This is a genomic window from Acinetobacter sp. CY05 (assembly GCF_059515805.1).
In genome coordinates, this window is record NZ_JCAKMW010000003.1 from 139,169 (window position 1) to 164,538 (window position 25,370).

A 25,370-nucleotide genomic window follows, 5' to 3' on the forward strand; every position below is an offset into this window, starting at 1 on the left:
GGATTAAAATCATGGTTAAGAAAAATCGGAAAGTTTTACCGCTGTCGATGGCTCTTCGTGCTGCTGTTTACAGTGAAACAGATCATTCATTAATGGCCCATATTGCTGAAAAGAACTGCTGGAATATCACAACATTTCGCAATTCATTGTGTCCGACTACGACAACACATAAAGCCAATATTTATCACCTTGAAGCCGTGCTCGCTGAAACTCGTGATCCAGGCATCATGGACAGTCTTTGTGCTATTCACGGCAATGCGGGTTGGTTTGAGTTTCCCGAAATAACAGAAGATTTAGAACATTCAAATTACATCAGTAAGGTTGGTGCACTTGCACAAGAACAGGGTGAATTAGCTCAATCTATTGCCAATGCTGTTGCAGATGGTCGGATCACCAAGCTGGAAGAGGATGAGATTTACCAGGAAGTACTGGATCTTGTTCGAGTGGCGACATCTTTGCTTGCGATGGTCAAAAAACAACGTGAGCAGGTGGCGTAATGGTAAAGCCTAGATTCCAATTGGATGATGTAAAAGCCAAAGCGCAAGGCCTTTGGGCTGATACGATTTTTCCAAGATTCAATATCGATGTGCGATTTAAGAAAAAAACGCCATGTCCAGCCTGCGGTGGCCGTGATCGCTTCCGCTATGACGATAAAAATGGAAATGGTGATTATATCTGTCAGCACTGTGGAGCTGGTGATGGCATCAGTTTAATTCAAAAAGTGACAGGATTGACATTTCCAGAAGCTCTATCAGAAGTAGCAGCTATCGTTGGTTTAGATGCTACATCCAATATCACAGAAGAAGACCGTGTTCGTTGGCGTAAAGAAAAAGAAATCCGTGATAAAGAACAGCGTGAACGTGAATTGAAGATGCAGGAGCAGATCGCTCGTAAAGCTGAAGGCATTTGGCGTGGAGCATATATAGGCGATTTCAGCTTGTACTTAAAAGAAAAGCAGGTTGATAAAGATCCCAATATTAAAGTTACACATGACGGAAATTTACTAATTCCTGCATACGATGAGCACGGCAAAATGTGGAATGTGCAAACAATCACACCAGATGGCCAAAAGTTTTTTATTACTGATGCTGGAGGTCGTACTGGTGGGTGCTTCTTTATGATCGGTGAAGTACAGCCTGATTTGTATGACGCTCACATCATCTGCATCGCGGAAGGTTATGCAACCGGTATGTCTATTCACATGGCAACGGGTCATCCTGTGGCACTGTCATTTGTGGCAAATAATTTACCCAAAGTTGGTGCAGCATTACGCAGAAAATACCCAAAAGCCGTGTTTGTCTACTGCGCTGATGATGACAGTGCTAAAGAAGATACAGGTATCAAATATGCCCAAGAAGCACAATCAATTACAGGTGGCATAGTGATTCTGCCTGATTTTACGCAAGTTCAGGAGTCTATCGCATGAATTCCAAAGCTTATACGGACTTCAATGATCTGCATGTTGTTTGCGGGTTAGAAGAGGTAAGCAAACAGATTAATTCTGCTATTTCTTCTTTGCAGTTTTCCCCCGAACCCCCAATAAATGAAGCCCACAATTTTCAGGGTCAAACATTGGATGAAATGGAAAGTAATGCTGTTTTTGAAGGGGTGCAGGGGAGTATTTCGCAAGAAAATGATGCACCTGTTGAAAGTAAGCAGAAACCTGAAATCAATGAGGTTTTGCTGCAAGGTTATCTGAATCGTTATTTTTTAGTTGAAGGTAAAACTGAAATTTGGGATAGCGAGCAAAAAACAGTTATGAAAAAAACTGCTTTTATCGCACTGATTAGCCAAAAGTACTTCAAGCTATGGTCTGCTAAACGCCAAGTGATTTCACAGGATGTATTCCGTAATCATATGGATGAAGCCAATGCAGCCACTATTCAGGAATTATTAGATAACTTTGTTATTTTGGCGGGTACTCAAGAATCTTGGAATATTAATCGTCGTGAACGTTGGCTTAACAAAGCGATAAAAGAGGCATATCCAAATATCTATGATTTATGGTTTAAGTCTCCAGTACGTAAACAAATCTATCACCGTAATTTGATCTTTGATCCGACTTGCTCTCATGACTTAGATGAAAATTATATCAATATGTTTAATGGATTGCCGTTGGATGTATTACGTGATGCGAATGGTGCTCAAATCTCTGTACAGGATGCTGCAAAAATATGTCCTGGCATTATTAGTTTGATTCATCATTTATGCAGTCATGAAAAAGAAGCGGTCATGTTCCTGCTTAAATGGTTAGCTTATCCGCTTCAGAATATGGGTGGAAAAATGGCGACTTGTGTACTCATGCATGGTGATACTCAGGGCGCGGGTAAATCATTATTGTTCGGTAAAATCTTTAAAAAGATTTATGGCGACTATCACACAACTGTTGGCCAACAGCAGCTGGATTCTAACTATAACGAATGGATTGAAAATAAACTTTTCGGTTTGTTTGAGGAAATTGTAGATAACAAGAAAAAGCATAACGTGATGGGGATGATTAAGCATTTGATCACTGGTGAGACTTTGTATGTCAGTAAAAAGTTTGTCAGTGGTTGGGAAATGGATAATCACTTAAACACAGTGTTTTTATCTAACAATACGCAGCCACTGCCTATTGAAGAAAAAGACAGACGCTTCCTTGTCCTTAATCCGACTAAAGCTTTGGAAGGTAAATTGTATGAAGCAGTGATGCAAGAAATCAATTCTGAAGGTATTCGTGCTTTCTTCACTGTGCTCATGGGTATGGATCTAGGTGATTTTAATGGTCACACAAAGCCACCAATAACCAAGGCTAAAAAAGCTTTGATTGACTATTCACGTCCAGGCTTCGATACGTTCTATACGGATTGGAAAAATGGCGAGACGAAGTATCCGTTTATCTCGTGCAAATCAGAACAGCTCTATCAAGCATTTATTCAATGGACTAAAAAGACAGGTGAGCATCCAATCAGTATGAAGCGATTCATAGGGGAAGGACGTAAGCATGGCTTTATACCTAGTGAAAAAGCCAAACATTGGAAAGGTATGAAGAAGAGTGGCCAGAATAAAATTATTATTATTGGAGTTAAGCCAGATGATAAGAAAGAGCAGGATTGGTTGGGGTTGCAAGTTGAAGAATTTCAAGATAGTCTCGATGGTACTCCAGAGGTTATGGGCTATGGCAATATCTAAAATAAGCATGCCATGTGAACCATGTGAACCTTTGTGTGAATCATTTTCCTACAATGGTTCACACGCCAACATACTGAAATCATTAAGTAATTATACCCATGTGAATGATGTGAACCATTTGCATGCGTGCGCGCGCGTAAAGATAATTTCACTTTTATGTTTTTCTGTCCTTAAAAACATTAAAAAACGAATTTCTCTCACACGTAGAAAATCATTAAAACCATTCACATCATTCACATTTTTTAAAAATGCTTATAAAGCATTAATAATTAATAAGAATTTATGTGAACCTTTTTTGATCAATCATTCACACATCATTCACATCATTCACAAAATTTAAAAAGGACAACAAAATGGAAAAATATTTGCGTTTGTTAAATCCTAAAACTACAAATTTCGATGCAATCGGTGGTGGTAGCCATGGCTCTATGACTGCACAGGATGTTTGTGTGGCACTAAGTTATGCAAATTTGACCAGTGTTCAGCAATCTTTATTGAATCTTTATGCAATGAATCAAAATTCTATTGAGCAGATTAAACTGACTACAAAGTGTATTCAGGCTGAATTGCATGCTATGAAGCGTGCAGATCTGTCTGATGACACTGAAGTTTCAATTTTTATTGCTCTTGTTGAATTGAGTAAAGTACCTGGTAGTTATAAACCTTCTGTTCGTAACAGGGCTGTCATTGGTGGTGTGAGTAAAGATCGAGTACAGCGCAAGCTCAATCAAGTAATCAATGAATACAAAGGTCTTTTCGAAGATGAAATCAAAAAGATTTCAAGTAAAATAAAATACCAATTTAAAGATTAAATTACTAAAAAGGTATTTTTGGTATTGACAGGTGCGACAGTTTTAATCTACATTTCTCCACAATGCAAAACTGTATTTAAAGCGCTGTAAGTTCTTAAGAGTCTCTCCCCAGAGGCTCTTTTTTTATGGCTGTATGTCAGGCGCGGGGCAGGGCATACAGTCTTTTTTTTAAGGATGACCGCATGGCAAACAATCAGATGATCGTTCGCATCTCAGTGCAGATGCCTAAACGTCGAATGGTATTGCTCACAGCGCTTCATGCAGTGGACAAGATCATTCAACTGAAAGCAACACAGAAACTGCGTGAATTAATTATTAAACGTTCCATCAAAGTTACTCCGGTGAAACATGAACAAAGCACCACAGAAAGCTAAGCGTCCATGTCTATCATCGGGCTGTAAGGACTTTGCATCGAACAAAGGATATTGCGACAAACATCAGAGCAGAGTGAAGCAACGTGATCGTGATCGCGGGACTGCACATCAACGTGGCTATGATGCCGAGTGGAAAAAACATCGTGACCAATTCTTGTTGGAACATCCGCTGTGTGTTGAGTGTCGTCGCAAAGGTTATGTGATGCCAGCAACGGTGGTCGATCACATCATTCCACACAAGGGTGATAAAGATCTGTTCTGGAACAAATCAAACTGGCAACCGTTATGTGAAACACACCATAACATCAAGACTGCATCAGAGGATCGTGGTGCTTGGATGCCAGTAGTGAACAAGCCTGTGATAGATCCTGATCGAATGAATCCTTTCAAAGTTGGTGACACAGTGACCATTGCAAATGATGTGATCCTCAGCCGACTTGGTTGTACTGATCAGGATCAATGGGAAGTACTCGATGTGCTCAATGAAAAGATTCTCGAAGTATCCAACGGCATGAAGATACAGCAACTGCATTTTTCACATTTTAAAAATATTCAAGGGGATATGGGGTCAAAAGTCTAAACCGACCTCCCGCTAAAGACCGCCCCCCCATGAAATTTTCTCTCCGTGAGAAAAAATCAAAAGGGAGGGGGGTATCAGAGGTGATTTATGACCGATAGAGATTTCACATTCCAAGCTGGATCTGAACTACTGCAACCGAAGGTAGCAGTAAAGGCGAAAATCCCGCCTAAACCTGCAGGCTTGACCAAAGTTGCAAATGCAGTTTGGGAAGAGTTGGGACCAAAACTTGTTGAAGTTGGTCTGCTGAGTGAAGTAGATGGAGCAGCGTTTACATTGCTCTGTCGAAATATTTCTGACTATGAGGCTGTCTTGGCCAAGTTGCAGACCGTCGATGACTTCGTGGATGAGACACCAAATAAATTTAAGGTTCAATCCGTGTGGTTCACATTACGGAACCGACTGCATGATGACATTTTGCGACTGTCCAAAGAATTTGGGCTGACTCCTGCTTCTCGAAGTGGGATGCGTGGTGCTCAGACGGATAAGAGTCAGCAATTGGGTCTTGGGTTTGAAACGCCTGAACAAAAGAAAACAGAGAGTCAATTTACAGTGCGTAGACGATCATGAGCGAAAGAAATTATTTAGAAATCATGCACCAGTACTGCAAAGACGTGCAAACAGGTGTGCGAATTGCGGGAAAGTTTGAAAAATTAGCAGTAAAACGTTTTCTAAATGATTTAAAACGCCAAGAAAACGACCACGATTTTCCATATTCATTCAGTGAAGAGCGCATGAATCATGTGTGCTCATTCATTGAAAATTTGCATCACTGGAAAGGTGCTTTAGCACGTAAGCATTTCATCTTAGATCCATGGCAAGTTTTCGTTGTTGGCAACATTTTCGGCTGGGAAGATGAGGACGGTATCAGACGTTTTACTGATGCTTATGTCGAAATTTCTAAGAAAAACGGCAAATCGACCCTTGCTGCTGCCATTGGTTTGTACATGTTATGCGGTGATGGTGAAGCGGGTGCTGAAGTTTATGCAGCAGCTGCCAATTATGACCAAGCAAAAATTGTGTGGCAGGATGCCAAACAGATGGTACTGCTGAATGCTGAATTAAGAGCAACATTTGGTATTGAAACGACGCAGTATGAGATTCGTTCGACCACTGGCAACGATAACAGTATTTTCCGTCCGATTGCGACAGACAAAGAAGGCAGTAAAGACGGTAAAAACGTCCATTGTGCGATTCTTGACGAAATCCATGCTCATAAGGATTCTGAAACTTACGACATCATGGCAGATGGTGTCATTGCTCGTCGTGAGCCTTTAGTTTTGGGTATTACCACAGCAGGCAGTAATAAAATTGGGGTCTGTTGGCGTGAGCGCTGCAAAGTTGTCGATATTTTGTATGGTAAAGATCATTTAGAGCGTTATTTCGGCATCATTTTCACCATCGATAAAGGTGACGATTGGCGCAATCCTGATGTTTGGCCAAAAGCGAATCCGAGTATGGGCGTTGCTTTTGATACCAATTACTTGCAAGGCAAATACAAGAAGATCAAAACCGCTGCTGAAGAAAGCCGATTCAGACAGAAAAGTTTGAATGAATGGGTGCAAGGTGCAGACAGTTGGATTGCTTCGAGTGAATGGGAGATGCTGGCAGATCCGAACGTCACTGAGGATCATTTCAAAGGATGTATATCTTTTGGTGGTTTGGACTTGGCAAGCAAAATGGACTTGGCAGGTTATGTGAAGTGGTATCCAAAACTGATTGATGGTCGTGTGCATTGGTATCTTTTTGCGCATCAATACATCAATGAGCATGTTGTGAATCAGAGACGGCAAACGGATGGTCAGAAACGTCCTGATGAGTATTTGGATTGGGTCGAAGATGGGTACTTAATCGAGACACCAGGGAACGTCACCAATTTTGGACGAATCTTCACAGATATTGTGGAAAGCCATGCGCAATCGCCATTTTATGAAATTGGCTTTGACCCGTGGAATGCCTCACAGTTTGCTCAAGATCTGATTGCGCGTGATATTGAAGCCATTGAAGTTCGGCAGCAGGTAAATCCGTTAAGCTTTGGTATGCGTTGGATAGAAGAACTGATTCGCGATGGTCGGATTCATCATGATGGCAATCCTGTATTGCAGTGGTGTATGTGTAACATCGTAGTTAAAGAAGATGCCAACACTCATATTTTCCCACGTAAGCCTGATAAAGCACGAAAAATTGACGCAGCTGTGGCAGCGATTATTGGTGCTACACGGGCAATGCTTTGGGATAAGTTAGACGTTTTCGACTTGGTACCAGGTGAAGAAGATGGAAACATTGATGACTGGTTGAATGACATGATTAAGGTAGCGAAGCGATGAGTAAAAAACGCGATAAAGTAAAAATTCGTGATAAAACCAATCGCGATAAGCTGAAGGTTCGGGGAACTGGACCAATGCAAGACAAAACGGGGACGGTCATTTGGGATCGTCCCCGTTCTAGTTTTAAAACAGCGAAGCCTGTGACATTTGACAGTGCGATGACGCTCAGTGCTGTATTTGCCTGTGTAAAAATCTTGACTGAATCTGTGGCCACCTTGCCTTTGCAGATGTACAAGCTCAATGCTGATGGTACACGTACTCAAGTTAAAGATCATGATGTGATTCGGCTGCTATACAACAAGCCGAACCGATACCAGACACGGGTTGAATTTTTTGAACAGTTAATGCTGAACCTCGTTGCCGGTAATGCATACGTCAAAAAGGATTATTCGGGCAAAAAGCTAGTCAGTCTGCAAGTCATCAACACAGGATCTGTGGACCCAAGTATTCAAGAAAATGGTACGCCTTTGTATAAATGCAAGATTGGCAATAAAACCTATGAGTACAGTGACAAAGAAATTTGGCATATCAAATTATTTGGCACTGGCTTTGTAGGGATGTCGCCTATTGCATACGGTGCGCAATCGATTGGCGTTGGTCTTGCTGGTGTCGATAAAACATCGCGTCTAATGTCAAACGGTGCTAAGCCGACAGGGGCATTGAAAACTGAAAAATATCTGAAAAAAGAACAGCGTGATGCGCTGCGTGGTGAATTGGATATTTTGATCAATGGCGATGATGGGGATTTAGCAGTACTCGAAGGCAATATGCAATTCGAGCAAATTAGCTTAACGCCTGAAGACCTTGAGTTGATTGAAATTCGAAGATTATCAGTCGAAGAATCTTGTCGCTATTTTGGTGTCAATCCAATTCTAATTTTCAGTACAGATTCCAGTACGACTTGGGGCAGTGGTATCGAACAATTGGTCGATGGCTTCCATAAATTTGGATTACGTCCTTATTTAGAGCGTATTGAAGAAAGTGCGCGGATTCATCTATTGCAACGGCATGAATGGGATGAATATGAGTTCGAATTTAAGACCAAAGACTTGTTGAGAGCTTCTTATCTTGAGCGGATTAAGTCGAATAAAGATCGAATCCTGTCAGGTCAAGCGAGTCCGTATCAAATCCAAATGGAAGAAGGGGAAGTCGCTGATAAAAACTCTGACTTCATTTTGGTTCCTGTGAATATGACTACTGCCGAACGTATGAAAAAAGGCAATTATGGAGCGAAAGCTGATGAATCAAAACCTGCTAGTACGGAATAAAGTACTGCCAAATTTGCCGAAAGTTCAATGTCGGCGCATGCCAATTACTGTGGATAACTGTCGATTTATCGACAAAGATGAAAAGACAGGTGTGGTAAAGATTAGCGGTTACGCTGTCAAATGGGATTCAATCAATTATTACGGTGAAAAATTCGTTCGTGGTGCTTTTGCTGAAGTTTGTGCAGCGTTTGCAGCTGGTACGAAGAAAGTTCATTGCTATTACAACCATGGATGGCGACTGTATTACGTTGATTCCCGTATGGGAATGCGTGTCGGCAAGATCACCGTCTTAAAAGAAGATGAAGAAGGTCTATACCTTGAGATCGAACTGACACCAGGACTGGCAATCGCTCAAGATGTGGCAGCAATGGTGTTGCATGGCACGATTGATGGATTCTCGATTGCATTCTATCCACCGACATCGATGGATATGGAAGATAAAGGCACTTATATCGAAATTAAACGTGCTGATATTTATGAAATCAGTATCGTGGATGAGCCAGCTGACGGTGCAGCACGAATTATCAGTGAAGAGGCAATTGAAGCAATTCAATCAGCAGATGATGCTGAAGAATTATTGCGATCCGTTGGTCTTGTTGGTGATTATGCCAAAAAGCTGATGGCTCGACTGTCTGGTATTCAACAGCCTGAAGAAATTCCACCAAAGTCTGATCCGGTTAAAGATCCTTTCGAGTTTCTTGATAAGGCATAAAGCAATTTTTTTAAACATGACCCGCTCTAAACAGGCGGGTTTTTCATTTTCTATGCATGGAAAAAATTATGAACGCACCATTAAAAACCGCTATCGCAATGGCTATGGCAACTGCAGCAACACAACAGGCGCAACCATTATCAAATTTGCAAACTCGTGATACTTCACAGCTTGATCAACTCGCTGTTCAGTTGCGCAATCGAGTTGGACAGTTTGACGAATTACTTGAACGTTATAAATCTAAACTAGAAGCACTTGATGGTTTACCAGATGACTTAAAAACTGATTTGGAAGCTCGTGCCAAGAAAGTTGCCGAGCTTGCTGGAGAAATTGAAGAAATTCAGCAGCAACTGGTCGATGGTGTTCATGAGCGTAGCAAGTCTGAACAAGACACCATTGCAGCAGCGCTGATCCGAAATAAAGATGCTGTTGAATTTGCCAAAACAATGGCAACTCGCTCAGGTAAGAAAAAAGAATCAGTGGTCTTTGAAGGGATCAATGCTCGTAACGTCATCACCTTGGCAGGCTTAGGTACCAATGGATCGTTGGCAAAAAATGATGTGTCTCGTACATCGTTCCAAGCACCTTTATCAGTGATTGATTTAATCAACTGGGGTTCAGCTGATGGTGATGTGGCTGTATTCCTCCGTGAATCTGCTTTCGAAATCATGGCAGATATTGCACCTGAAAATACTGACAAAGCAGAATCTGATCTTGAATTTGGTCCAGTTCAGTTGAATATCGGTACGATTGCACACTGGATTCGTGCATCTAAGCAAGTTCTCGCAGATATGACATGGCTTGCAAACTACATCGAAACCCGTATGACTTACGGTGTGCGTTTAAAGCTTGAATACTTTGTTGTCAATGGTCATACACCAACACCACAGAATCCTAAATGCTTCAGTGGTCTGCTTGAAGAAGACAACTATGTTGAAATCACTGCAGAAGCAGATGCAACAGCAATTGATGTGTTGAACCAAGCGAAATATAAAGCAGCTGATTCTTATTTGTTACCTGACAGCATCATTTTAAACCCAGAAGATTGGGGCAAAATTGAGCGTATCAAAGGTGAAGATGGCCATTATGTATTTGGTGCGCCAGGTGCAGCAGTTCAGCCAGTACTTTGGGGTGTACCAGTCGTTTTCGCAGCTTCAATGCCTAAAGGAAAATATTGGGTAGGTAACTTGGCGATTGGTTTTGACGGTTTAATCCGTGAAGATGTTGCTGTGACTGTATCAACAGAAGATGGCAACAACGTAACCAAAAACTTAGTGACAATTTTGGCAGAAATGCGTGCTTCTGGCGCAGTTGTATTGCCTGATGCATGTGTCGCTGGTGATTTACCTGAAATCCCTGCAGTAACGCCTCCAGTCGGTGAAGGCTAATTTCTGAAATAAAAAGCACCCTTCGGGGTGCTTTTTTTAACTCTTTTCGTGTCGCAAAAAGGCTATTTTTATGAGTGATTTAATTGACCCAGCTATTGTCAAAAAGCAGTTACGTGTTCTACATGGCCGTGATGATGATTACATCGGATTACTCACCAAAGCAGCTTTAAAACATATTCAAAATTTCTTAGATCGACCACTTGAGGAAGTACTGGTCGAAGGTAAGTTGCATGAAGATTTGACCATTGCAGCCTTGTTGATCATCACGGATATGTACGAGAACCGAGCAGGTCAAACGGAAGTCAATTTATACGTCAATCAAGCAGTTGAAATGTACATGCTGCCATACCGCAAAATGGGGGTCTAAATGGCAACTTATGTAAAGCGTTTTTATGAAAGTTCAATAGAAGGCATTGAACTTTCAATTAATTGTCATCTTCAGTCCAGTGGACACGATGTTCAAAGCATGCACGTTTTCCAAAGTCCTAAGAATGCATGGTATGAGGCAATTATTGTTTTTCAAAGACCAATCGAAATCTATGTCAATGAAAAACCAACGATCATTTCGGGACCAGATGTAACGACAAGTCCACCGAAAAAGCCATAGGTGATTTATGCAATCAGGTGATTTAGACCATTTATACGAAGTACTGCAACGTACTGAAGAAAAAGACAGTGCAGGTCAAAAAAAATGGGTGTGGAACAAGATCGGTGAATTTTACGGTGGTGAAGTTCCTGTCAGTACTTCAGCATTTTCATCATCTGGTGCAATGGGATCTGCTTTAGTCGTTCAGATCAATTACCGACCTGAAGATTTTCCAGATTTGTTGTCTGAACATCAGTTGCGTGATGCAGACAGCCAAAACATTTATGCGATTACGGGTATTTTGCCTGTCAGTCGTGCTAAGCATCGCATCATGTGTGCCGTGGGGAAAATATGATTGAGTCTTCTGTGGAAGTTGAAGGCTTAGACGATCTTACAAAGCAATTTGCGAGATTAGTGAGTCTAGGGAAGCAACAACAGTATGTAATGAATGCTGCTAGTTATGCACTTAGTCCGATGGTGAAAGAAGTCAAGCGTTTAGCACCTAAGGCTGAATCAGAATATATCCGCTATCGAAATGGTCGAAAAGATAAAATTAAGCCTGGAGGTTTAAAAAAAGCGATTTCGAGAAAAAGAGTGAAGCTTGAGAAAAGCCGTGGGGTGGCACTCAAAATAAAATATAACAAGGCATTTTATTGGCGTTTTTTAGAGTATGGGACACCTACAATGGCGGCTGTTCCTTTCATCCGTCCGGGTTTTGATGCAAAAAAAACAGAAGCATTACAGCGATTCAAAGACCGATATCGCAGTTATGTTGATGATGTTGTTCAACGTCGAAATGCAAGTGCGGGAGGAAATGGGGATGCTGGCGATTGAAATTTGTTATGCACTGCTGAGTGGTGCTGGATTTAAGTGTGGACCTGCGCCCATTGCTGCAGGTGAGGACCTGACAGATGGCTATGTCACTTTTCAGGACATCAGCACGATACCGGAAAACGATGTGAAAGGTTGGACGGGCATCGATTATGTCCGTATGCAAGTGAATGTCTATCACCATGAAAAATTGAAAGCATCACAGCGTGCCAAGCAGATTAAAAAATTATTTTCAAAACAGAATCCGTACTGTGAATGCACGCCAGTTGGTGAGCGTGGATCACATGACACTGAAACCTTGCTGCACTGTCAGCAAATCGATTTTTACATGACTCAATCTGATAACAGTTGTTAGGAGACACTATGACTGATTGCGCAGCGGGAACAGTAGATTCCCAGGGAATTAAACTAAATGTATCTGGTGGTATTTTTACACCGAAAACGTATATTGCAGATATTTTAGATCTGCCTTTGCCAGCTGGTGAACGTTCAACGGATGATGTGACTTCGGTTTTATCAAAATTCGCTGAAAAACTGGCATCTGGTGTGATTGATTACGGCAATATTGAACTTGGTTTGCTTCAGCGTACCAATACTGATCAGCAAGTGACATTGGAACGAGCGTTCATTGATGGGGACTGCTTTGATTGGGAAATTGAACTACCAGATGAAGCTAAAACTTCATATAAATTCTGCGGATCAATTACCAAGTTTGCACCATCGCGCGAAGCATCCAAGAAAAACCGTGTAGCGCTGACAATTGCGATCTCTGGTGCAGTGGATCATCTTGAAAATGGTGTTTCAAAGCTTACTGCAGCCGGTTAATTTTAACCTTTCAAAAAGACCCCGTTTCGACGGGGTTTTTTCATTCTATCTATTTAAAAAAATGAGAGGAAATCATGTCTAATTTAGTAAATGCATTCTTGGCAACAGTTGGTAAAAAACAATCTCAAATTGTTGAAATTAAAGATGTGGGAAGTGTTGGTGTCCTAACTTCATTAACCATGAAACAACGTGCTGAATATTTTAATGAGCGTAAAAGCCTTGAAGACTCGAAAGGCAATGCACTTTTACTGCAAACAACTGTATTTGACCCCGAAACTGAAGAACATATTTTCAAAAAATTATCGTTGGACGATATTAATAACCTTCCAACATACGTGACAGATCCATTGATCAAAGTGGCACTGCAAGCAATTGGTGTAACGCCTGAAATGATTGCACAGCAGGCCAACAAAGAGGTGGAGCCTGAAGAACTAAAAAACTCCGCGAACGACCAGAGCTAATGTTTATGTTTCAGCTCGCACTGCGGTTGGGTCGGACCGTAAACGAGTTGATGAGCAGTATGAGTGCTGAGGAATTCGAGTACTGGAAAGCATTTTCAGTATTCGAGCCAATCGGTGTTCTACGTGAAGATGCATTATTTGCCAATGTCTGTAAAACACTTGCTGATTTACAAGTGAAAAATGAGCTTACGCGTCGTGATTTCATTGTGTTCAATCGCGATAAAGCAGAGCCTGAACCTGATATTGAGCAAACGATGCGTAACATCAAAGCAGTGTTTGGAGCATTAAGTGCCAAGTCAAAAGCATAATTTTAAGGTCGGTGATGAAGTTTATATTCCTGACCTGTTTGCCCGTCACAAGTTTCGGGTACCCGATGACGAACAATATGTCGTGGATAAATTGATTGATGATGAACGTCTGCAAGTCAGTATCGAAGATCGTTCATTTGTGGGTCATTATTCGCATTTTACGGTTGTGAAGCAAAAAGATGGTTAAAAATAACCAAAATAATCCTATTAAATTACCTTTTGGTTGAGTAAATTACCATTTTAGGCATTGATAATACTTTGGGTTTAGCGGTAGGCTAAAAAAGTACTAGCAAAATCTAGTATTTGGATTGGTCTCCAATTTATCACAAGGTCAAATGACCGCATTCGCGGTTTTTTAATGCCTAAAGCTTTTTGCAACCTGTAAAAAGTTGCCCGTTATGGCGGGTTGGGTAGGAGCACTTCGGTGCGCTAGAACCTTGTGACTAGTAAGACCAATCCTACTTAACTCGCCACCCTAATTGATTGGTCTCATGAAGGTGGTGAACATTCCTATATCACAAGGAGTATTCATCATGAATGCTAAATCAAAAATCGTAAAATTTAATAATCAACAGATCCCTGTCTACTTTGTCGGGGATAAGCCTTTTGTCGCTATGAAACCAGTTTGTGAAAACATTGGTTTGCAATGGGAAGCACAGCTTAAACGAATCAAACGAAATCATGTGCTTAATTCAACTATGTCCATAATGGACATGGTTGCACAAGATGGAAAAGTTCGTAATGTTATCTGTTTACCATTTAGCATGTTAAACGGTTGGTTAATGGGTGTTGATGCCAACAAGGTCAAGCCTGAAATTAAAGATACGCTGACCAAGTATCAGCTTGAGTGTTATGACGTGCTGTATAAGCACTTTATGCCAAAACCTGCGAGAGCTATCAATCTAAACAATTATGTTAGCAAGGACGTTCATGAGTGCATGGCTCAGCGTTATCATCGTATGTTTAGACAGTATGATGACATGATTGACCAATTGCGCGATAAGATCAGCAGTATGGAAGATAAGTGCCGTCAATTTGATCGGAAGAAATGCCAGTACTCAATCAGTATTGTTGAAGCAAGTATGCTATTGAAAGTGTCTATTGTAGATATTGAGCAGGAATTATTACGCGAAAATATTATTGATAGTCGGGTTCCTTATGTCAGTGGTGCGCCTTTGATTTGGTCTGTGACTGAACGAGGGGAGCGTCTAGGACTGGCTTTAATCGACAGTGAAGTATTCGATGATGGTGTTCAAGATCGGATTAAACTGACGGATGATGGCTTTATTTGGCTTAAACAACGAATGCAAAGTCGCTTGAACTAAGTGTTATAAACTGTTTATATTCTAACCTCTTATAAATATAGGGGGTTAGAATGGCGCTTAAACCTTGTAAAGAATGCGGTTCACCAGTAAGTGATAAAGCTGAAAATTGTCCAAATTGTGGGGCAAAACAGCCAAAGAAAACATCTCGTTTTGTAATGTTTTTAGCCGTTTTATTGGCGATTGCAGGTATCTATTCATTATTTTCGCCTGAGCCTGAACCTACAAAGGTTCAAAGTAGTAAACCACTCACGGAAGAAGATATTTTGATGCAAAAATTCTCAGATGCTACGCAGTCAAAAAATTTAGATGCAAAGTGCCAAGCTTCTCAAGATCTTTTAGATTTTTACAATAGACAAGGAGATAAAGCGAAAGCTGATATGGCTAAAGGTATTTTAAAACGCGATTGTAATTAATCTGACTCTACGGAATAACGTGTGTAATTAATCTAAGTAACAAATTTATATAAACCTCGCTTCTGGCGGGGTTTTTTTATGGGTGAAATTTATGTCAGGTGATATTTTAAGTCGGATTCAGATTTTGCTGGATGCAAACACAGCAAACTTTGAACAAAATCTGCAGAATGCACAGCGAACATCTGTATCAACCTTTGACAAAATTAAATCCAGTGCAAAAGTCATGGGTACTGCAGTTGCTGCCGGTGCAGCATCAGCGACAGTGGCACTTGGAGCGATGGCTTGGGAAACAGCGAATCAGGCTGCTGAACTCGAAAAATTTGCATTCCGTGCAAATACAACAACTCAAGATTTCCAAAAAATGGCGGTGGGTGCTCAGGCTTATGGCATTGAGCAAGAAAAACTCAGCGACATGATGAAGGACTTCAACGAAAAGCTGGGTGAATTGACGACTATCGGTGCCGGTGGTGGTGTCGATTTCTTTGAACAAATCGCAGTCAAAACTGAAGGATCTGCAGCAGCAGCTGAAAAGTTGATTCTGAAAATGCAGAAACTTTCAGGTCCTGAAGCGCTTCAGTTGTATGTTGATAAACTCGAAGAAGCAGGGGTAACGCAACAGCAAATGTCATTCTATCTGGAGTCGATGGCTTCAGATATGACCGACCTCATTCCATTGTTGATCAATGGTGGAGAGGGCATGCAGCTTTATTCCGATGCAGCAGAGCGTGCTGGCATCGTGATGAGCGATAAAACCATTGCTCAGGCGAAGATATTAAAAGAGCAAATGTATTTGCTCGATTTACAGTTACAAGGTGCTAAAAATCAGCTGATGCAGGCTGTAATTCCTGCATTCGTCGATATTGCTCAAGCATTCTTCAGTGGATCTGAGCAAGGTTTACAGTTTACTGACGTTGCAAATGGTATTGCCGATGGGCTTCGATTTGTCGCAAAAGTAGCGATTGGTGCTGCAACCTCTGTTCAACTTGTTGGTAAGGTTATTGGTGGCTTAGCTGCAACTGCAGGCGCGATCTTAACAGGCAATATCAGTCAAACACAGGCGATTCAAGATGCAATGGTTGCTGACTTGGATGCAACGATGCAATCAGCAGCTGCCAAACTTGATCAAATTAGTAATAGCACAGCTTCAACGACAGCCAAACAGATGGCTGCTTTGCGTAGTGTTGAGAAAACAACAGGTGGTGTGAATGCTGGACTTGGCGAATTGGTTGAAAAGCAAGACAAGGCAGCAAAAGCATCGAGTGGTCATTCTAAAGCGCTCCGTGAACAAAGCCGTATTTTAGAAGAGCAAAAACGTATTCTTTATGAATATTCAACGGCTGATGATCAAAAGAGCCTAAAACTTGCTGAGGAAATTGAGCGATTAAAAGCAAATGGGATGTCTCAATATGTGCCACTTGCTCAGGCTCGATATGATGAAGAGAAAAAGCTTGCAGAAATGCAATTTGCTTGGGAAGTAGCTGAACATAGGTTCAGTGAAAATGAAAAGCTAGCTTATTCATACAACATTAAAGAGCAAGAAATTAAGGCTGATGCATTGCTTACCAAAGAACAACGTGCAGCCAAGCTTCAATCTTTGCGTGAACAATTTGAAATTGAGAGCCGTGAATTAAGAATATCGCAACAGAAGCAACTGCTCGAAATTCGAAAGACTTGGATGGATGCCTCAGATTACGCTGAGCAATATTACGCATTAGTACGTGAAGAAATTTTCAACACGACAAGTTATTCACCTGAAATGAAAGATGCCTTGATTAAACAGGCAAATATTCAGCAGGGTGTTGAACAAAATGCAGAGCGTGAAAGTGTTTGGTCTGATTATCAAAGTCAATTTGGTGAGCAAAATTATTATCAACAAGATGTCGATTTGCTTCAAAAAGCATTAGATCAAAAGTTGATTAGTGAACAGGAATATCACAAGCAAAGAGCATCTTTACAGCTTCAATGGGGCATGAGCTATGTCCAAGGAGCAGCTGGTGTCATGGCTCAAGTCTTTGGTGAAAACTCCAAAGCTTATCAAGCCATGTTTGCCGTGCAAAAAGCCATGGCGATTGCTCAAGTGATGATGAATGCGCCTGCCACCTTCTCTGCAGTAATGACATCGGCTTCAGCGATTCCAGTGGTCGGTCCATTCATTGCACCAGGCTTGGCAGCGGGTGCTGTGGCATTACAAATGGCTCAAGCAGCTGCAATCGGATCTGTCTCATTCCAGCCAACAGGTATGGCGCATGATGGTATTGATCGAATTCCAGAGGAGGGTAGCTGGTGGCTCGACAAAGGCGAACGTGTCCTTAAAGAGCAAACATCATCAAAACTTGATAACACGCTCGATGAGATCCGTCGAACTAATCGTGAACCTGCTTACGATATGCCAATGATGCAACCTGAAGTAAACAATATTTACGCTTTGGATGGTAAGAGTGTCGAACGTGTTCTTAAAAAGAACAGCCGTCACGTTGCAGGAAGTGTCCGAAAACATGTGCGTAATTTTGGGAGAGCGTAATGTCTGATGTTTTATTTCCAGACTTAAGAATTGGTTATGACCTGACGCGAAAGCCGATGTTTAATACCAAGATTATGACATCGGTGAATGGTCGTGAACTGCGTGCAAGTTATCAAGCTGTGCCGAAATATGAGTTTTCACTGACTTTGCCAGGGCTTCAAGAACGAAAGGGCGAACTGCAAGCAATTGAAGATTTCTTTATTGCTCGTCGCGGTGCCTTTGACTCGTTTCTGTTCAAAATGCCTTGGGATAATGAATATGAATGTACATTCGTAGGTGATGATCAAACTGATACTTTTCAGCTTTATAAAAAGTCTGGTGAAGGCGTTATCCCTTTAGGTAATACTGAAATATTTGAAACAGAAGATCCGCTGATGTGGGATGAGGATTTAGACAAGCCAATGTGGACCGATCTAGAGGCACGGATGTGGGACATGCAATATGGCGTTTCAAAAAATGGAGTATTAACGTTGCCGGTCCCTTTGGCTGCAGGGGACAAGGTAACAGCAAAAGGTACTTTTTATTATCGTTGCCGATTTGCGGATGATGGCCAAGCTTTTACGCTGTTTAGTTATCGTTTATGGAAAGGTGAAGTTACCTTAATTGGATCTTTGGGAAATAAAGTATGAGAGCAGCATCTTCAAAACTCATCGCATTGCTTGAAGAAAATGAGTTTGTCATGGCCGATCTCTATACCATTACAACGGTGCAAGGCGATGTTTACCGATATACTAATTATGATTTTGACCTTGTGGTTGGAGGTCATGTATACAAATCAGATGGTCCCATTATCAGCCGTGAAGGAATTAGCTTATCACTCGGAATAGAGGTGGATAACTTATCGATCAGCATTAATTGTATTGATGATAATGAATGGAACGGCATTAATGTTGTTCAAGCGTTTCATAATGGTCAATTAGATGGTGCTCGATTTAAGTTGGAGCGCATATTTATGGATATGAGTATGCCAAAGGACACCAGTGCCGGCACCATTAAGTTGTTCGAAGGTCGAATCATTGAGCCCGACTTAGATCGTAATTCAATTCAAGCCAGTGTTGCATCAGATCTGGATGAATTGAATGTGCAAATGCCACGAAATCTGTATCAGCCAAGTTGTTCAAATACGTTGTTCGATGGTGCGTGTGGCTTGCTGCGCGAAAACTTCATGGTTGAAACAACAATTGAGTCAGGCAGTACTGCAGCACGAATTTTATGCCAAGTGAATCAACCACAGGGATGGTTCACACAAGGCGTAATTGAGTTCTTGGACGGTGGCAATGCAGGTCTGAAACGTACCGTAAGATTGCATGAATCAGGGGCTTTGTTATTGACTTTGCCGTTGTTGGAAGCACCACAGGCAGGGCAAGGAATCAAAGTTTATCCAGGATGTGATAAACGTTTAGAAACTTGCCAAAACCGTTTTAACAATTTCGCTCGTTTCCGTGGTGCGCCATTTATACCGGTACCAGAAACTGCAGTTTAACCAAATTTAATCTTCAATCCATGCCCGCTATATGCGGGTTTTTTTATGGGGTTAGAAAAATGCCTTTACCAAATATTCTTGAATTTATTGGTACCAATATTACTCAGCGTAAGTTTCAGCAAGCACAAGAAAAGCTGTTAAATTATTTAGGTGTTGAAGTTCCAACAAAGGCAGATCTAAGCAATGTATCTGCTGATCTGAACGCGAAAATCACACCAAAAGCAGATAAGACTTATGTTGATAATGCTTTATCAGGTTTCACCAATGGCGCTTCAAAATTCTACCCAACCTTAGCTCTTGCAGAAGCTGATATTGCTAACATTACAGTTAAGGATAAAGTGGATATTGGTGAGGTTGCTAATGGTGGTACATGGTATAAGGCGACTACTGGTGCTACAAGTTTGACTAAGAGCGATTATGATCCGCTGACGCAAGCTAAGTCTTATACAGACGCGCAAAAGTCAATTACACTTACCGCAGCAGCAGTAAATACTGACAATGCAGTGTCTGAGATTGTGACAAAGACTGTTGATGACGAAATCATACAGGGCTTTACAGATAAAGACGGCAAGCTTTTAGCTTTTATTGACAAAGCAGGTGAGCTTGATTTTTACCCGACCGCTCAAACCAAAAATCGCATTAATGCGATACAGGAAAACATTGATAGTGAGTTTTTATACTTGCTACTAGACGCAAATAATAAAATTATTGACGGTATAGATAAGAATGGTGATAGATACCCGAAAGATAAAATTGCAGAAGCTGCTACTAGCGAACCCTTAAAATCACCTCTAAAGTCTGTTAGCGATATAGTCACTGTTAAATCGTGTAAGCTAGTTTCTAAAAAGCTGAGCTTAAATACAATCGCAAAAGGTCGCACCACTGACCCTGATATAGCCATCAATGGTGACGGACTAACTCACCCAAAAATGATTTATATACCGCAAGGTTGGAACGGCTATATGTACTGGCTGACAGCCACACCTACTTTTGGTGTGATTGGTGGTCAAGCAGCTTATGAAAACCCTCATGTATGGGCGAGTAATGACCTAGTTACATGGGTTGAGCCGTCAGGAGGTCGCTTAGATAAGCCCGAAGATAATAGCAGTTGGTGGTCTGATAGCCACTTAGCGCTTGATGACGATGGTTGGTTGTATTGCATATATCGGGGTAATTACTTTATAGGCTCAAATCACATTATTGTCGCTAAGCGTAGTCGCGACGGTATTAATTGGTCTGAACGTATCGTGATGTATAACTCGGCTAACGAGCCGACAGATGGCGGTATTCTCAGCCCTGCTATTTATAAAAAAGGGGATTATTGGCACTATGTTGACCTCACCGACTCGCACCCTCAGCTTGAGTATACTGTTGATTATGGAGGTCGTGGTGTATTTAGACGCACAGCAGATAAAGTGACGGGTAAATATACGCCGTATTCGCTGGAAACCCTTGTTAAGTACCCAGACAAGGCGTGGTCTAGCAGTCAGACACCGTGGCATATTGATGCCCTTGCGGTTGGTAATATACATTTACAGCTTATCAATGTAGGCGCTACAGGGTTATCCTCTGCAAATGAGTTATACATAGCGTACTCGTCAGATGGTTGGAATTATAAATCACTTCCTAAGCTAGATATTGATACAGATAACGCTTACAGGAGCAGCTTAACGCTTAAAAAAGTAGAGGGCAATGAGGTACATTTTGACATGCTAGTAGCTCGTACGGGAACAGGGCAAATTGATTTATATAACTTAATATTGGAGATTAAATAACATGGCTCACATCTTAAAATCTAACATAGCAGTGAATGACCCTGATAACCGCTTTGAGTATTACAGCGATTACGGCAAAACAAGCAAAGAGATTTCTAGGTTTTTAAGCAATATGAGTGCGACAGGTTACGTGGTCACTAAGCCCGAATTTAACGCCCTTAGTGCTTTTGTAAACAACCTTAAATCCGCAGATATCTGGGATAAAGTGTATGAAGTCTACCCTATTATGGGCAAAAATACCGCAGGTACGCTTGTAAAGTTAAAGGCTTACGAAGGTGGTGAGATAATGACTGCGATGAATGGCTTTGATGACTCAATGCTTGAAATCGTAAACGGTAAAGTTTTAGGTAAAAAAGTTACGGCTGCCACTACAGCAGGAAATCAGCCGATGGTCAACACAGGGTTGTCTATTGGTAAAATATTCCCGAACGCAGGATTTCACGGCTATTTCGGAGAAGCGGCATCTGTTGCAGCAAGTTATTGGCAGCCTGTTTGGGGTGCGATACTTGGTACAACAGTAGCAGGACCAGTAGCACAACTCGCTATTAATCAGGAGACAGGCAGACAATCAATGTCGCTAGGCTCGGAAACTATAGAGGTAGCTCTTGATAATACAATGGGCTTGCGCGGATTTAACGCAGTTGAAAATGTGGCGGGGGTATCTGTCAAGTATAAAAATTACATTAATGGTGTCGCGTCAGCATTTTCACCAGGTAAACTCGCAAACGTAGGCGAAAGCCCTGCTACTAAGTTGGCGCTTTTTGGTCGTAATGCGCCGCATACAACAAACGGTGCAGGTACATCGACAGGCTATAGTGGCAAAGTGCGCTTTGGTTGTGTTACGTCAGGGTATTTAAGCGATAGTCAAATGACAACCTTATATGCAGAAATAACAACTCTGCTTACTGCGCTTGGCAAAAAAGCTTAATAAATAAAATAGCGCAGCTATGGTGGACTTGTCTCATTGCTATAGCCGCCAAAAACTAGCCACTCGTTTGAGTGGTTTTTTATTGCCAAAATTTAGGGGGGTGTATGCCTGAAAATAGGCCGTACAGCAATGATGGGTAGGAAGGGAAAATTGATTCCATTCGTAAAGACATTCGACCGATCTTGGAACATGTGTCAGTTTATCTAAATACGCGAAATGGAGGTAGTCTGAATTTTGGCGGTGTAGCTCTTACGCTTCCAGATGCAGTGACGAATTAACACCCAACAAACCACCACCAACCCTGATCTTTAATTAGATCAGGGTTTTTTACTAGATCAAACATGAAAAATCACGAAGCCGTTACAGAAGCCTTAACGTGGCTTGGCACACCATACCATCACCAAGGGCGTGTCAAAGGTGTCGGTGTGGATTGTGGAACGCTGATCTGTGAAGTCTATGAAAAAGTTGGACTCATGGATCATTTAGATCCGCGACCATATCCACCAGATTGGCACATGCACCAGCTTGGCCAACGATATTTAGAGCACGTTTTATCTGTGTGCTATGAAGTCGAAGAGCCACAGCCTGGTGATATTGTTCTTTATCATTTTGGCAAGTGTATCAGTCATGGTGCAATTGTCGTCGAATGGCCAACGATTATTCACTCCTATATTCATCAAGGAGTAATACTCCAAGATGGCACAAAAGGAAGTCTAGCTCGCAGAATTGCGGGCTTTTTTCGTATGAAGAGGCTAAAAGAATAATATGGGTGGAATATTTGGAAGCACAACGATCAGTACGTCTGATAAGCGCATCAATTCGATGCGTATTCAGCAATCTGCATACGGTCTGACACAACCATTGATTTACGGCAAAAACCGTGTTGCCGCCAATATGTTTTGGTATGGCGACTTCAAATCGACTGCTCACACCACGACCACCAAGTCGGGTGGTAAAGGCGGTAAAACTAAGACCAAAAACACTACATATACCTATTCAGCATCTTTAATGCTGGGTCTATGTGAAAACAAAATCAAAGACATCGGCATCATTTGGCGTGATAAAGAGCAGATTGTCACCAAAACTGAAAACGGTGTACAGCTTAAACCGCTTGATCAAATCAGTTTTGAGTTATTTGATGGTGATCACAATCCAGTTTGGGGCTATTTGGCATCAAAGCATCCTGATCAAGCAGTGCATTATCCGTTCCTTGGATATGTGGCATGTGCCAATTATGATTTGGGTGGTAGTGCAGCATTATCGAATCATAACTTTGAAGTGATCAGCGATATCACATTTTCAGACACGATTCATGATGCCAATCCAGCTGACGTGATTGAAGACTTCATCACAAATCCGCGCTACGGTGCATCACCAAGCCTAAACATGGAAGATCTATCAGAATTTCGGACTTACTGTGCTGCTGCAAATTTGTTGATTAGTCCTGCGATGACTGAACAGCGTGAAGCATTCGAAATCATCAATGAAATTGTGGAAGCGGTGAATTGTGCAGTGGTACCAAGTCCAGACGGCTTGAAAATCCGTTCATATGGTGACAGTGCAGTGACGGGTAATGGTGTGACATTTACGCCAAATCTTGAACCGGTTTATCACCTGACTGATGATGATTTTTTAGGTGAAGATCAGCCTGTGCGTGTGCGTCGAAGCCGTGATACCGATGCATACAATCATTGCCAGGTTGAGTACGTGAATCGGTTTAACCAATACAACACGGAAACAGTTGAAGCAAAGGACCAAGCAAATATTGAAATGTTTGGGTTGCGTACACAAGATCCAGTCAAGTTCGACTTTTTCTGTGAGCCGAAAATTGCTCGTCATGCGGTGCAACTTCTATTACAGCGAAAACTCTATGTTCGAAATGAATATGAGTTCGAATTGGGTTGGAAGTACTGCCGACTTGAACCAATGGACATTGTGACCATCACAGACGAATCTTTAGGTCTTGATCGATTCCCTGTGCGAATCACTCGTGTTGAAGAAGATGAAGAGGGTGTGCTTTCGATTACCGCTGAAGAGCTTGCAGTCGGATCACGTTCAGCGGTTGAATATGACCTGCAATCCTCAAACGGATACCAAGGTGGCAATGAGGAACCTGGCAACGTCAATGCACCGGCAATTTTTGAGCCACCTTTAGATTTAACTGGTGGTAAAAATCAAATTTGGGTCGCTGCATCAGGTGGGATCAATTGGGGTGGCTGTAATGTTTGGGCAAGTATAGACAATACAACATACGAAATGATCGGGACCATTTATGGTTCAGCGCGTTACGGTACATTAGTTTCTGCAATTGACGCAGATGACTCATCGATGCAAGTGCAATTGAATACTTCAAGCCAGATCTTTGGCGGTACTTTGCAGGATGCTGAAGTTGATGCAACACTATGTAAAGTCGGTGACGAATATATCAACTATATTGATGCCACTTTGGACGGGTCAGGACGTTATACATTAAGTGGCATGCTTCGTGGGCGTTTTGATGACGCAACATCGCACATTGCCGGCGAGCCTTTTGTTCGTATTGATCGTGCTATTTTTGAATATGACTTCAACTCAAATATGGTCGGCAAACAGATTTATTTGAAGTTCACAAGCTTCAATGGTCTTGAACAAAAAGAAGAAACTTTAGATGAAGTCACTGCATACAGTTACACGATCAATGGTGGTCGTCCTGCAGGAGTGAAAGGTTTATCACTGCAGTCTCCATTTGTCGGTACAAGTTTTAAAGTCCAATGGCAACCAGCTGCAGGAGCATCAGGATATATTGTCCAAATTCTTTCTGGTGGTGTTCTGCTTCGTACAGTTGAAACGACAAATACGGATTACTCATACAGCATGGATGAAGCGAAAATCGACGGTATTCAACGTGCTTATACAGTACGTGTTGCAAGTAAAAACGGTTCGATTATCAGTACTTTTGCAGAGTTGAATATCAGTAATCCAGTGCCACCACAATTGTTGAACGTGTACACATCGGCAACTGTAGATTCGATTACAGTAACTTGGATTCCAAGTGAAGTACCGGATCTGAAAGATTACCAGGTGTGGATCAGTACTAATGCAAACTTTGATCCTGATTCGACAGCAGCTCGTTGGACCGGTACTGAAAATGCTTGCACGATTACCGGCTTGCAATCAACGACCACATATTATGTGCGTGTTGCTGCGCGGGACGTGTGGAAGCCGACTTCGTGGAACTATTCAACACGAATCACACAGGCAACTGCTGATAGTTAAAATTTTCAACCATAAAGCACCTTTCGAGGT

At 41.7% G+C, this 25,370-nt stretch carries 29 protein-coding genes; all 29 read left to right on the forward strand.

The annotated features are described in order from the left end of the window. Positions 1 to 11: 11 nt before the first annotated feature. On the forward strand, positions 12 to 497 hold the full coding sequence (locus AC5YCD_RS04605) for a phage regulatory CII family protein (protein ID WP_496128899.1): 486 nt from the start codon (positions 12 to 14) through the stop codon (positions 495 to 497). Then, entirely contained in the window at positions 497 to 1,426 is a 930-nt protein-coding gene (locus AC5YCD_RS04610) for a primase-helicase zinc-binding domain-containing protein (protein WP_496128900.1), read from the forward strand. The genes AC5YCD_RS04605 and AC5YCD_RS04610 overlap by 1 nt, the downstream gene beginning before the upstream one ends. Then, positions 1,423 to 3,171: a DUF5906 domain-containing protein gene (locus AC5YCD_RS04615; RefSeq protein ID WP_496128901.1), complete on the forward strand. Its 1,749-nt coding sequence runs from the start codon at positions 1,423 to 1,425 to the stop codon at positions 3,169 to 3,171. The genes AC5YCD_RS04610 and AC5YCD_RS04615 overlap by 4 nt, the downstream gene beginning before the upstream one ends. Positions 3,172 to 3,524: 353 nt before the next feature. Beyond that, complete coding sequence (locus tag AC5YCD_RS04620) at positions 3,525 to 3,983, forward strand: hypothetical protein (protein ID WP_496128902.1); 459 nt, start codon at positions 3,525 to 3,527, stop codon at positions 3,981 to 3,983. A gap of 182 nt (positions 3,984 to 4,165) precedes the next feature. Beyond that, entirely contained in the window at positions 4,166 to 4,357 is a 192-nt protein-coding gene (locus AC5YCD_RS04625; RefSeq protein WP_075167504.1) for a hypothetical protein, read from the forward strand. 73 nt (positions 4,358 to 4,430) lie between these two features. Continuing rightward, positions 4,431 to 4,937 carry an HNH endonuclease gene (locus tag AC5YCD_RS04630; protein WP_346763171.1) on the forward strand — a complete coding sequence of 169 codons (507 nt, stop codon included), beginning with the start codon at positions 4,431 to 4,433 and terminating at the stop codon, positions 4,935 to 4,937. Positions 4,938 to 5,024: 87 nt separating this feature from the next. Continuing rightward, on the forward strand, positions 5,025 to 5,504 hold the full coding sequence (locus tag AC5YCD_RS04635) for a P27 family phage terminase small subunit (RefSeq protein ID WP_496128903.1): 480 nt from the start codon (positions 5,025 to 5,027) through the stop codon (positions 5,502 to 5,504). Beyond that, a complete protein-coding gene (locus tag AC5YCD_RS04640; protein ID WP_496128904.1) occupies positions 5,501 to 7,261 on the forward strand; it encodes a terminase large subunit in 1,761 nt (586 codons plus the stop codon). The genes AC5YCD_RS04635 and AC5YCD_RS04640 overlap by 4 nt, the downstream gene beginning before the upstream one ends. Next, the gene (locus AC5YCD_RS04645) at positions 7,258 to 8,529 is read left to right on the forward strand and encodes a phage portal protein (protein WP_496128905.1); all 1,272 of its coding nucleotides are present in this window, start codon (positions 7,258 to 7,260) and stop codon (positions 8,527 to 8,529) included. The genes AC5YCD_RS04640 and AC5YCD_RS04645 overlap by 4 nt, the downstream gene beginning before the upstream one ends. A 37-nt stretch (positions 8,530 to 8,566) precedes the next feature. Beyond that, positions 8,567 to 9,241, forward strand: a complete 675-nt coding sequence (locus AC5YCD_RS04650; RefSeq protein WP_496128906.1) for an HK97 family phage prohead protease — start codon at positions 8,567 to 8,569, stop codon at positions 9,239 to 9,241. Between the two features lie 68 nt (positions 9,242 to 9,309). Next, a complete protein-coding gene (locus tag AC5YCD_RS04655) occupies positions 9,310 to 10,629 on the forward strand; it encodes a phage major capsid protein (RefSeq protein ID WP_496128907.1) in 1,320 nt (439 codons plus the stop codon). A 70-nt stretch (positions 10,630 to 10,699) separates the two neighbouring features. Then, on the forward strand, positions 10,700 to 10,996 hold the full coding sequence (locus tag AC5YCD_RS04660) for a head-tail connector protein (RefSeq protein WP_496128908.1): 297 nt from the start codon (positions 10,700 to 10,702) through the stop codon (positions 10,994 to 10,996). Continuing rightward, positions 10,997 to 11,236 (forward strand): hypothetical protein, encoded by a 240-nt coding sequence (locus tag AC5YCD_RS04665; protein ID WP_496128909.1) that lies wholly within the window; start codon positions 10,997 to 10,999, stop codon positions 11,234 to 11,236. It abuts the gene before it with no gap. Between the two features lie 7 nt (positions 11,237 to 11,243). Then, positions 11,244 to 11,570 (forward strand): phage head completion protein, encoded by a 327-nt coding sequence (locus AC5YCD_RS04670; RefSeq protein WP_496128910.1) that lies wholly within the window; start codon positions 11,244 to 11,246, stop codon positions 11,568 to 11,570. Then, positions 11,567 to 12,049, forward strand: a complete 483-nt coding sequence (locus tag AC5YCD_RS04675; protein WP_496128912.1) for an HK97-gp10 family putative phage morphogenesis protein — start codon at positions 11,567 to 11,569, stop codon at positions 12,047 to 12,049. Before AC5YCD_RS04670 ends, AC5YCD_RS04675 begins: the two co-directional genes overlap by 4 nt. Beyond that, on the forward strand, positions 12,036 to 12,401 hold the full coding sequence (locus tag AC5YCD_RS04680; protein WP_496128913.1) for a hypothetical protein: 366 nt from the start codon (positions 12,036 to 12,038) through the stop codon (positions 12,399 to 12,401). The genes AC5YCD_RS04675 and AC5YCD_RS04680 overlap by 14 nt, the downstream gene beginning before the upstream one ends. A gap of 8 nt (positions 12,402 to 12,409) precedes the next feature. After that, positions 12,410 to 12,871, forward strand: coding sequence for a hypothetical protein (locus AC5YCD_RS04685; protein WP_496128914.1), 462 nt, complete (start codon positions 12,410 to 12,412; stop codon positions 12,869 to 12,871). Between the two features lie 74 nt (positions 12,872 to 12,945). Next, positions 12,946 to 13,332 carry a hypothetical protein gene (locus AC5YCD_RS04690; RefSeq protein ID WP_180045033.1) on the forward strand — a complete coding sequence of 129 codons (387 nt, stop codon included), beginning with the start codon at positions 12,946 to 12,948 and terminating at the stop codon, positions 13,330 to 13,332. A 50-nt stretch (positions 13,333 to 13,382) separates the two neighbouring features. Continuing rightward, positions 13,383 to 13,640, forward strand: coding sequence for a phage tail assembly protein T (locus tag AC5YCD_RS04695; protein WP_496128915.1), 258 nt, complete (start codon positions 13,383 to 13,385; stop codon positions 13,638 to 13,640). After that, positions 13,621 to 13,827 (forward strand): hypothetical protein, encoded by a 207-nt coding sequence (locus AC5YCD_RS04700; protein ID WP_496128916.1) that lies wholly within the window; start codon positions 13,621 to 13,623, stop codon positions 13,825 to 13,827. Before AC5YCD_RS04695 ends, AC5YCD_RS04700 begins: the two co-directional genes overlap by 20 nt. A gap of 346 nt (positions 13,828 to 14,173) precedes the next feature. Beyond that, the gene (locus tag AC5YCD_RS04705) at positions 14,174 to 14,965 is read left to right on the forward strand and encodes a phage antirepressor N-terminal domain-containing protein (protein ID WP_496128917.1); all 792 of its coding nucleotides are present in this window, start codon (positions 14,174 to 14,176) and stop codon (positions 14,963 to 14,965) included. 50 nt (positions 14,966 to 15,015) lie between these two features. Continuing rightward, complete coding sequence (locus AC5YCD_RS04710; protein ID WP_496128918.1) at positions 15,016 to 15,378, forward strand: hypothetical protein; 363 nt, start codon at positions 15,016 to 15,018, stop codon at positions 15,376 to 15,378. 91 nt (positions 15,379 to 15,469) lie between these two features. Continuing rightward, positions 15,470 to 17,899 carry a hypothetical protein gene (locus tag AC5YCD_RS04715; RefSeq protein ID WP_496128919.1) on the forward strand — a complete coding sequence of 810 codons (2,430 nt, stop codon included), beginning with the start codon at positions 15,470 to 15,472 and terminating at the stop codon, positions 17,897 to 17,899. Then, positions 17,899 to 18,528: a DUF2460 domain-containing protein gene (locus AC5YCD_RS04720; RefSeq protein WP_496128920.1), complete on the forward strand. Its 630-nt coding sequence runs from the start codon at positions 17,899 to 17,901 to the stop codon at positions 18,526 to 18,528. The genes AC5YCD_RS04715 and AC5YCD_RS04720 overlap by 1 nt, the downstream gene beginning before the upstream one ends. Further along, positions 18,525 to 19,382 (forward strand): phage/gene transfer agent baseplate hub protein, encoded by an 858-nt coding sequence (locus tag AC5YCD_RS04725; RefSeq protein ID WP_496128921.1) that lies wholly within the window; start codon positions 18,525 to 18,527, stop codon positions 19,380 to 19,382. The genes AC5YCD_RS04720 and AC5YCD_RS04725 overlap by 4 nt, the downstream gene beginning before the upstream one ends. 59 nt (positions 19,383 to 19,441) lie before the next feature. Then, the gene (locus AC5YCD_RS04730) at positions 19,442 to 21,157 is read left to right on the forward strand and encodes a hypothetical protein (protein WP_496128922.1); all 1,716 of its coding nucleotides are present in this window, start codon (positions 19,442 to 19,444) and stop codon (positions 21,155 to 21,157) included. Position 21,158: 1 nt separating this feature from the next. Then, the gene (locus AC5YCD_RS04735; protein WP_496128923.1) at positions 21,159 to 22,085 is read left to right on the forward strand and encodes a hypothetical protein; all 927 of its coding nucleotides are present in this window, start codon (positions 21,159 to 21,161) and stop codon (positions 22,083 to 22,085) included. 341 nt (positions 22,086 to 22,426) lie between these two features. Continuing rightward, positions 22,427 to 22,849 carry an NlpC/P60 family protein gene (locus AC5YCD_RS04740; RefSeq protein WP_496128924.1) on the forward strand — a complete coding sequence of 141 codons (423 nt, stop codon included), beginning with the start codon at positions 22,427 to 22,429 and terminating at the stop codon, positions 22,847 to 22,849. A gap of 1 nt (position 22,850) precedes the next feature. Further along, positions 22,851 to 25,340 (forward strand): phage tail protein, encoded by a 2,490-nt coding sequence (locus AC5YCD_RS04745; protein ID WP_496128925.1) that lies wholly within the window; start codon positions 22,851 to 22,853, stop codon positions 25,338 to 25,340. Positions 25,341 to 25,370: the final 30 nt, after the last annotated feature.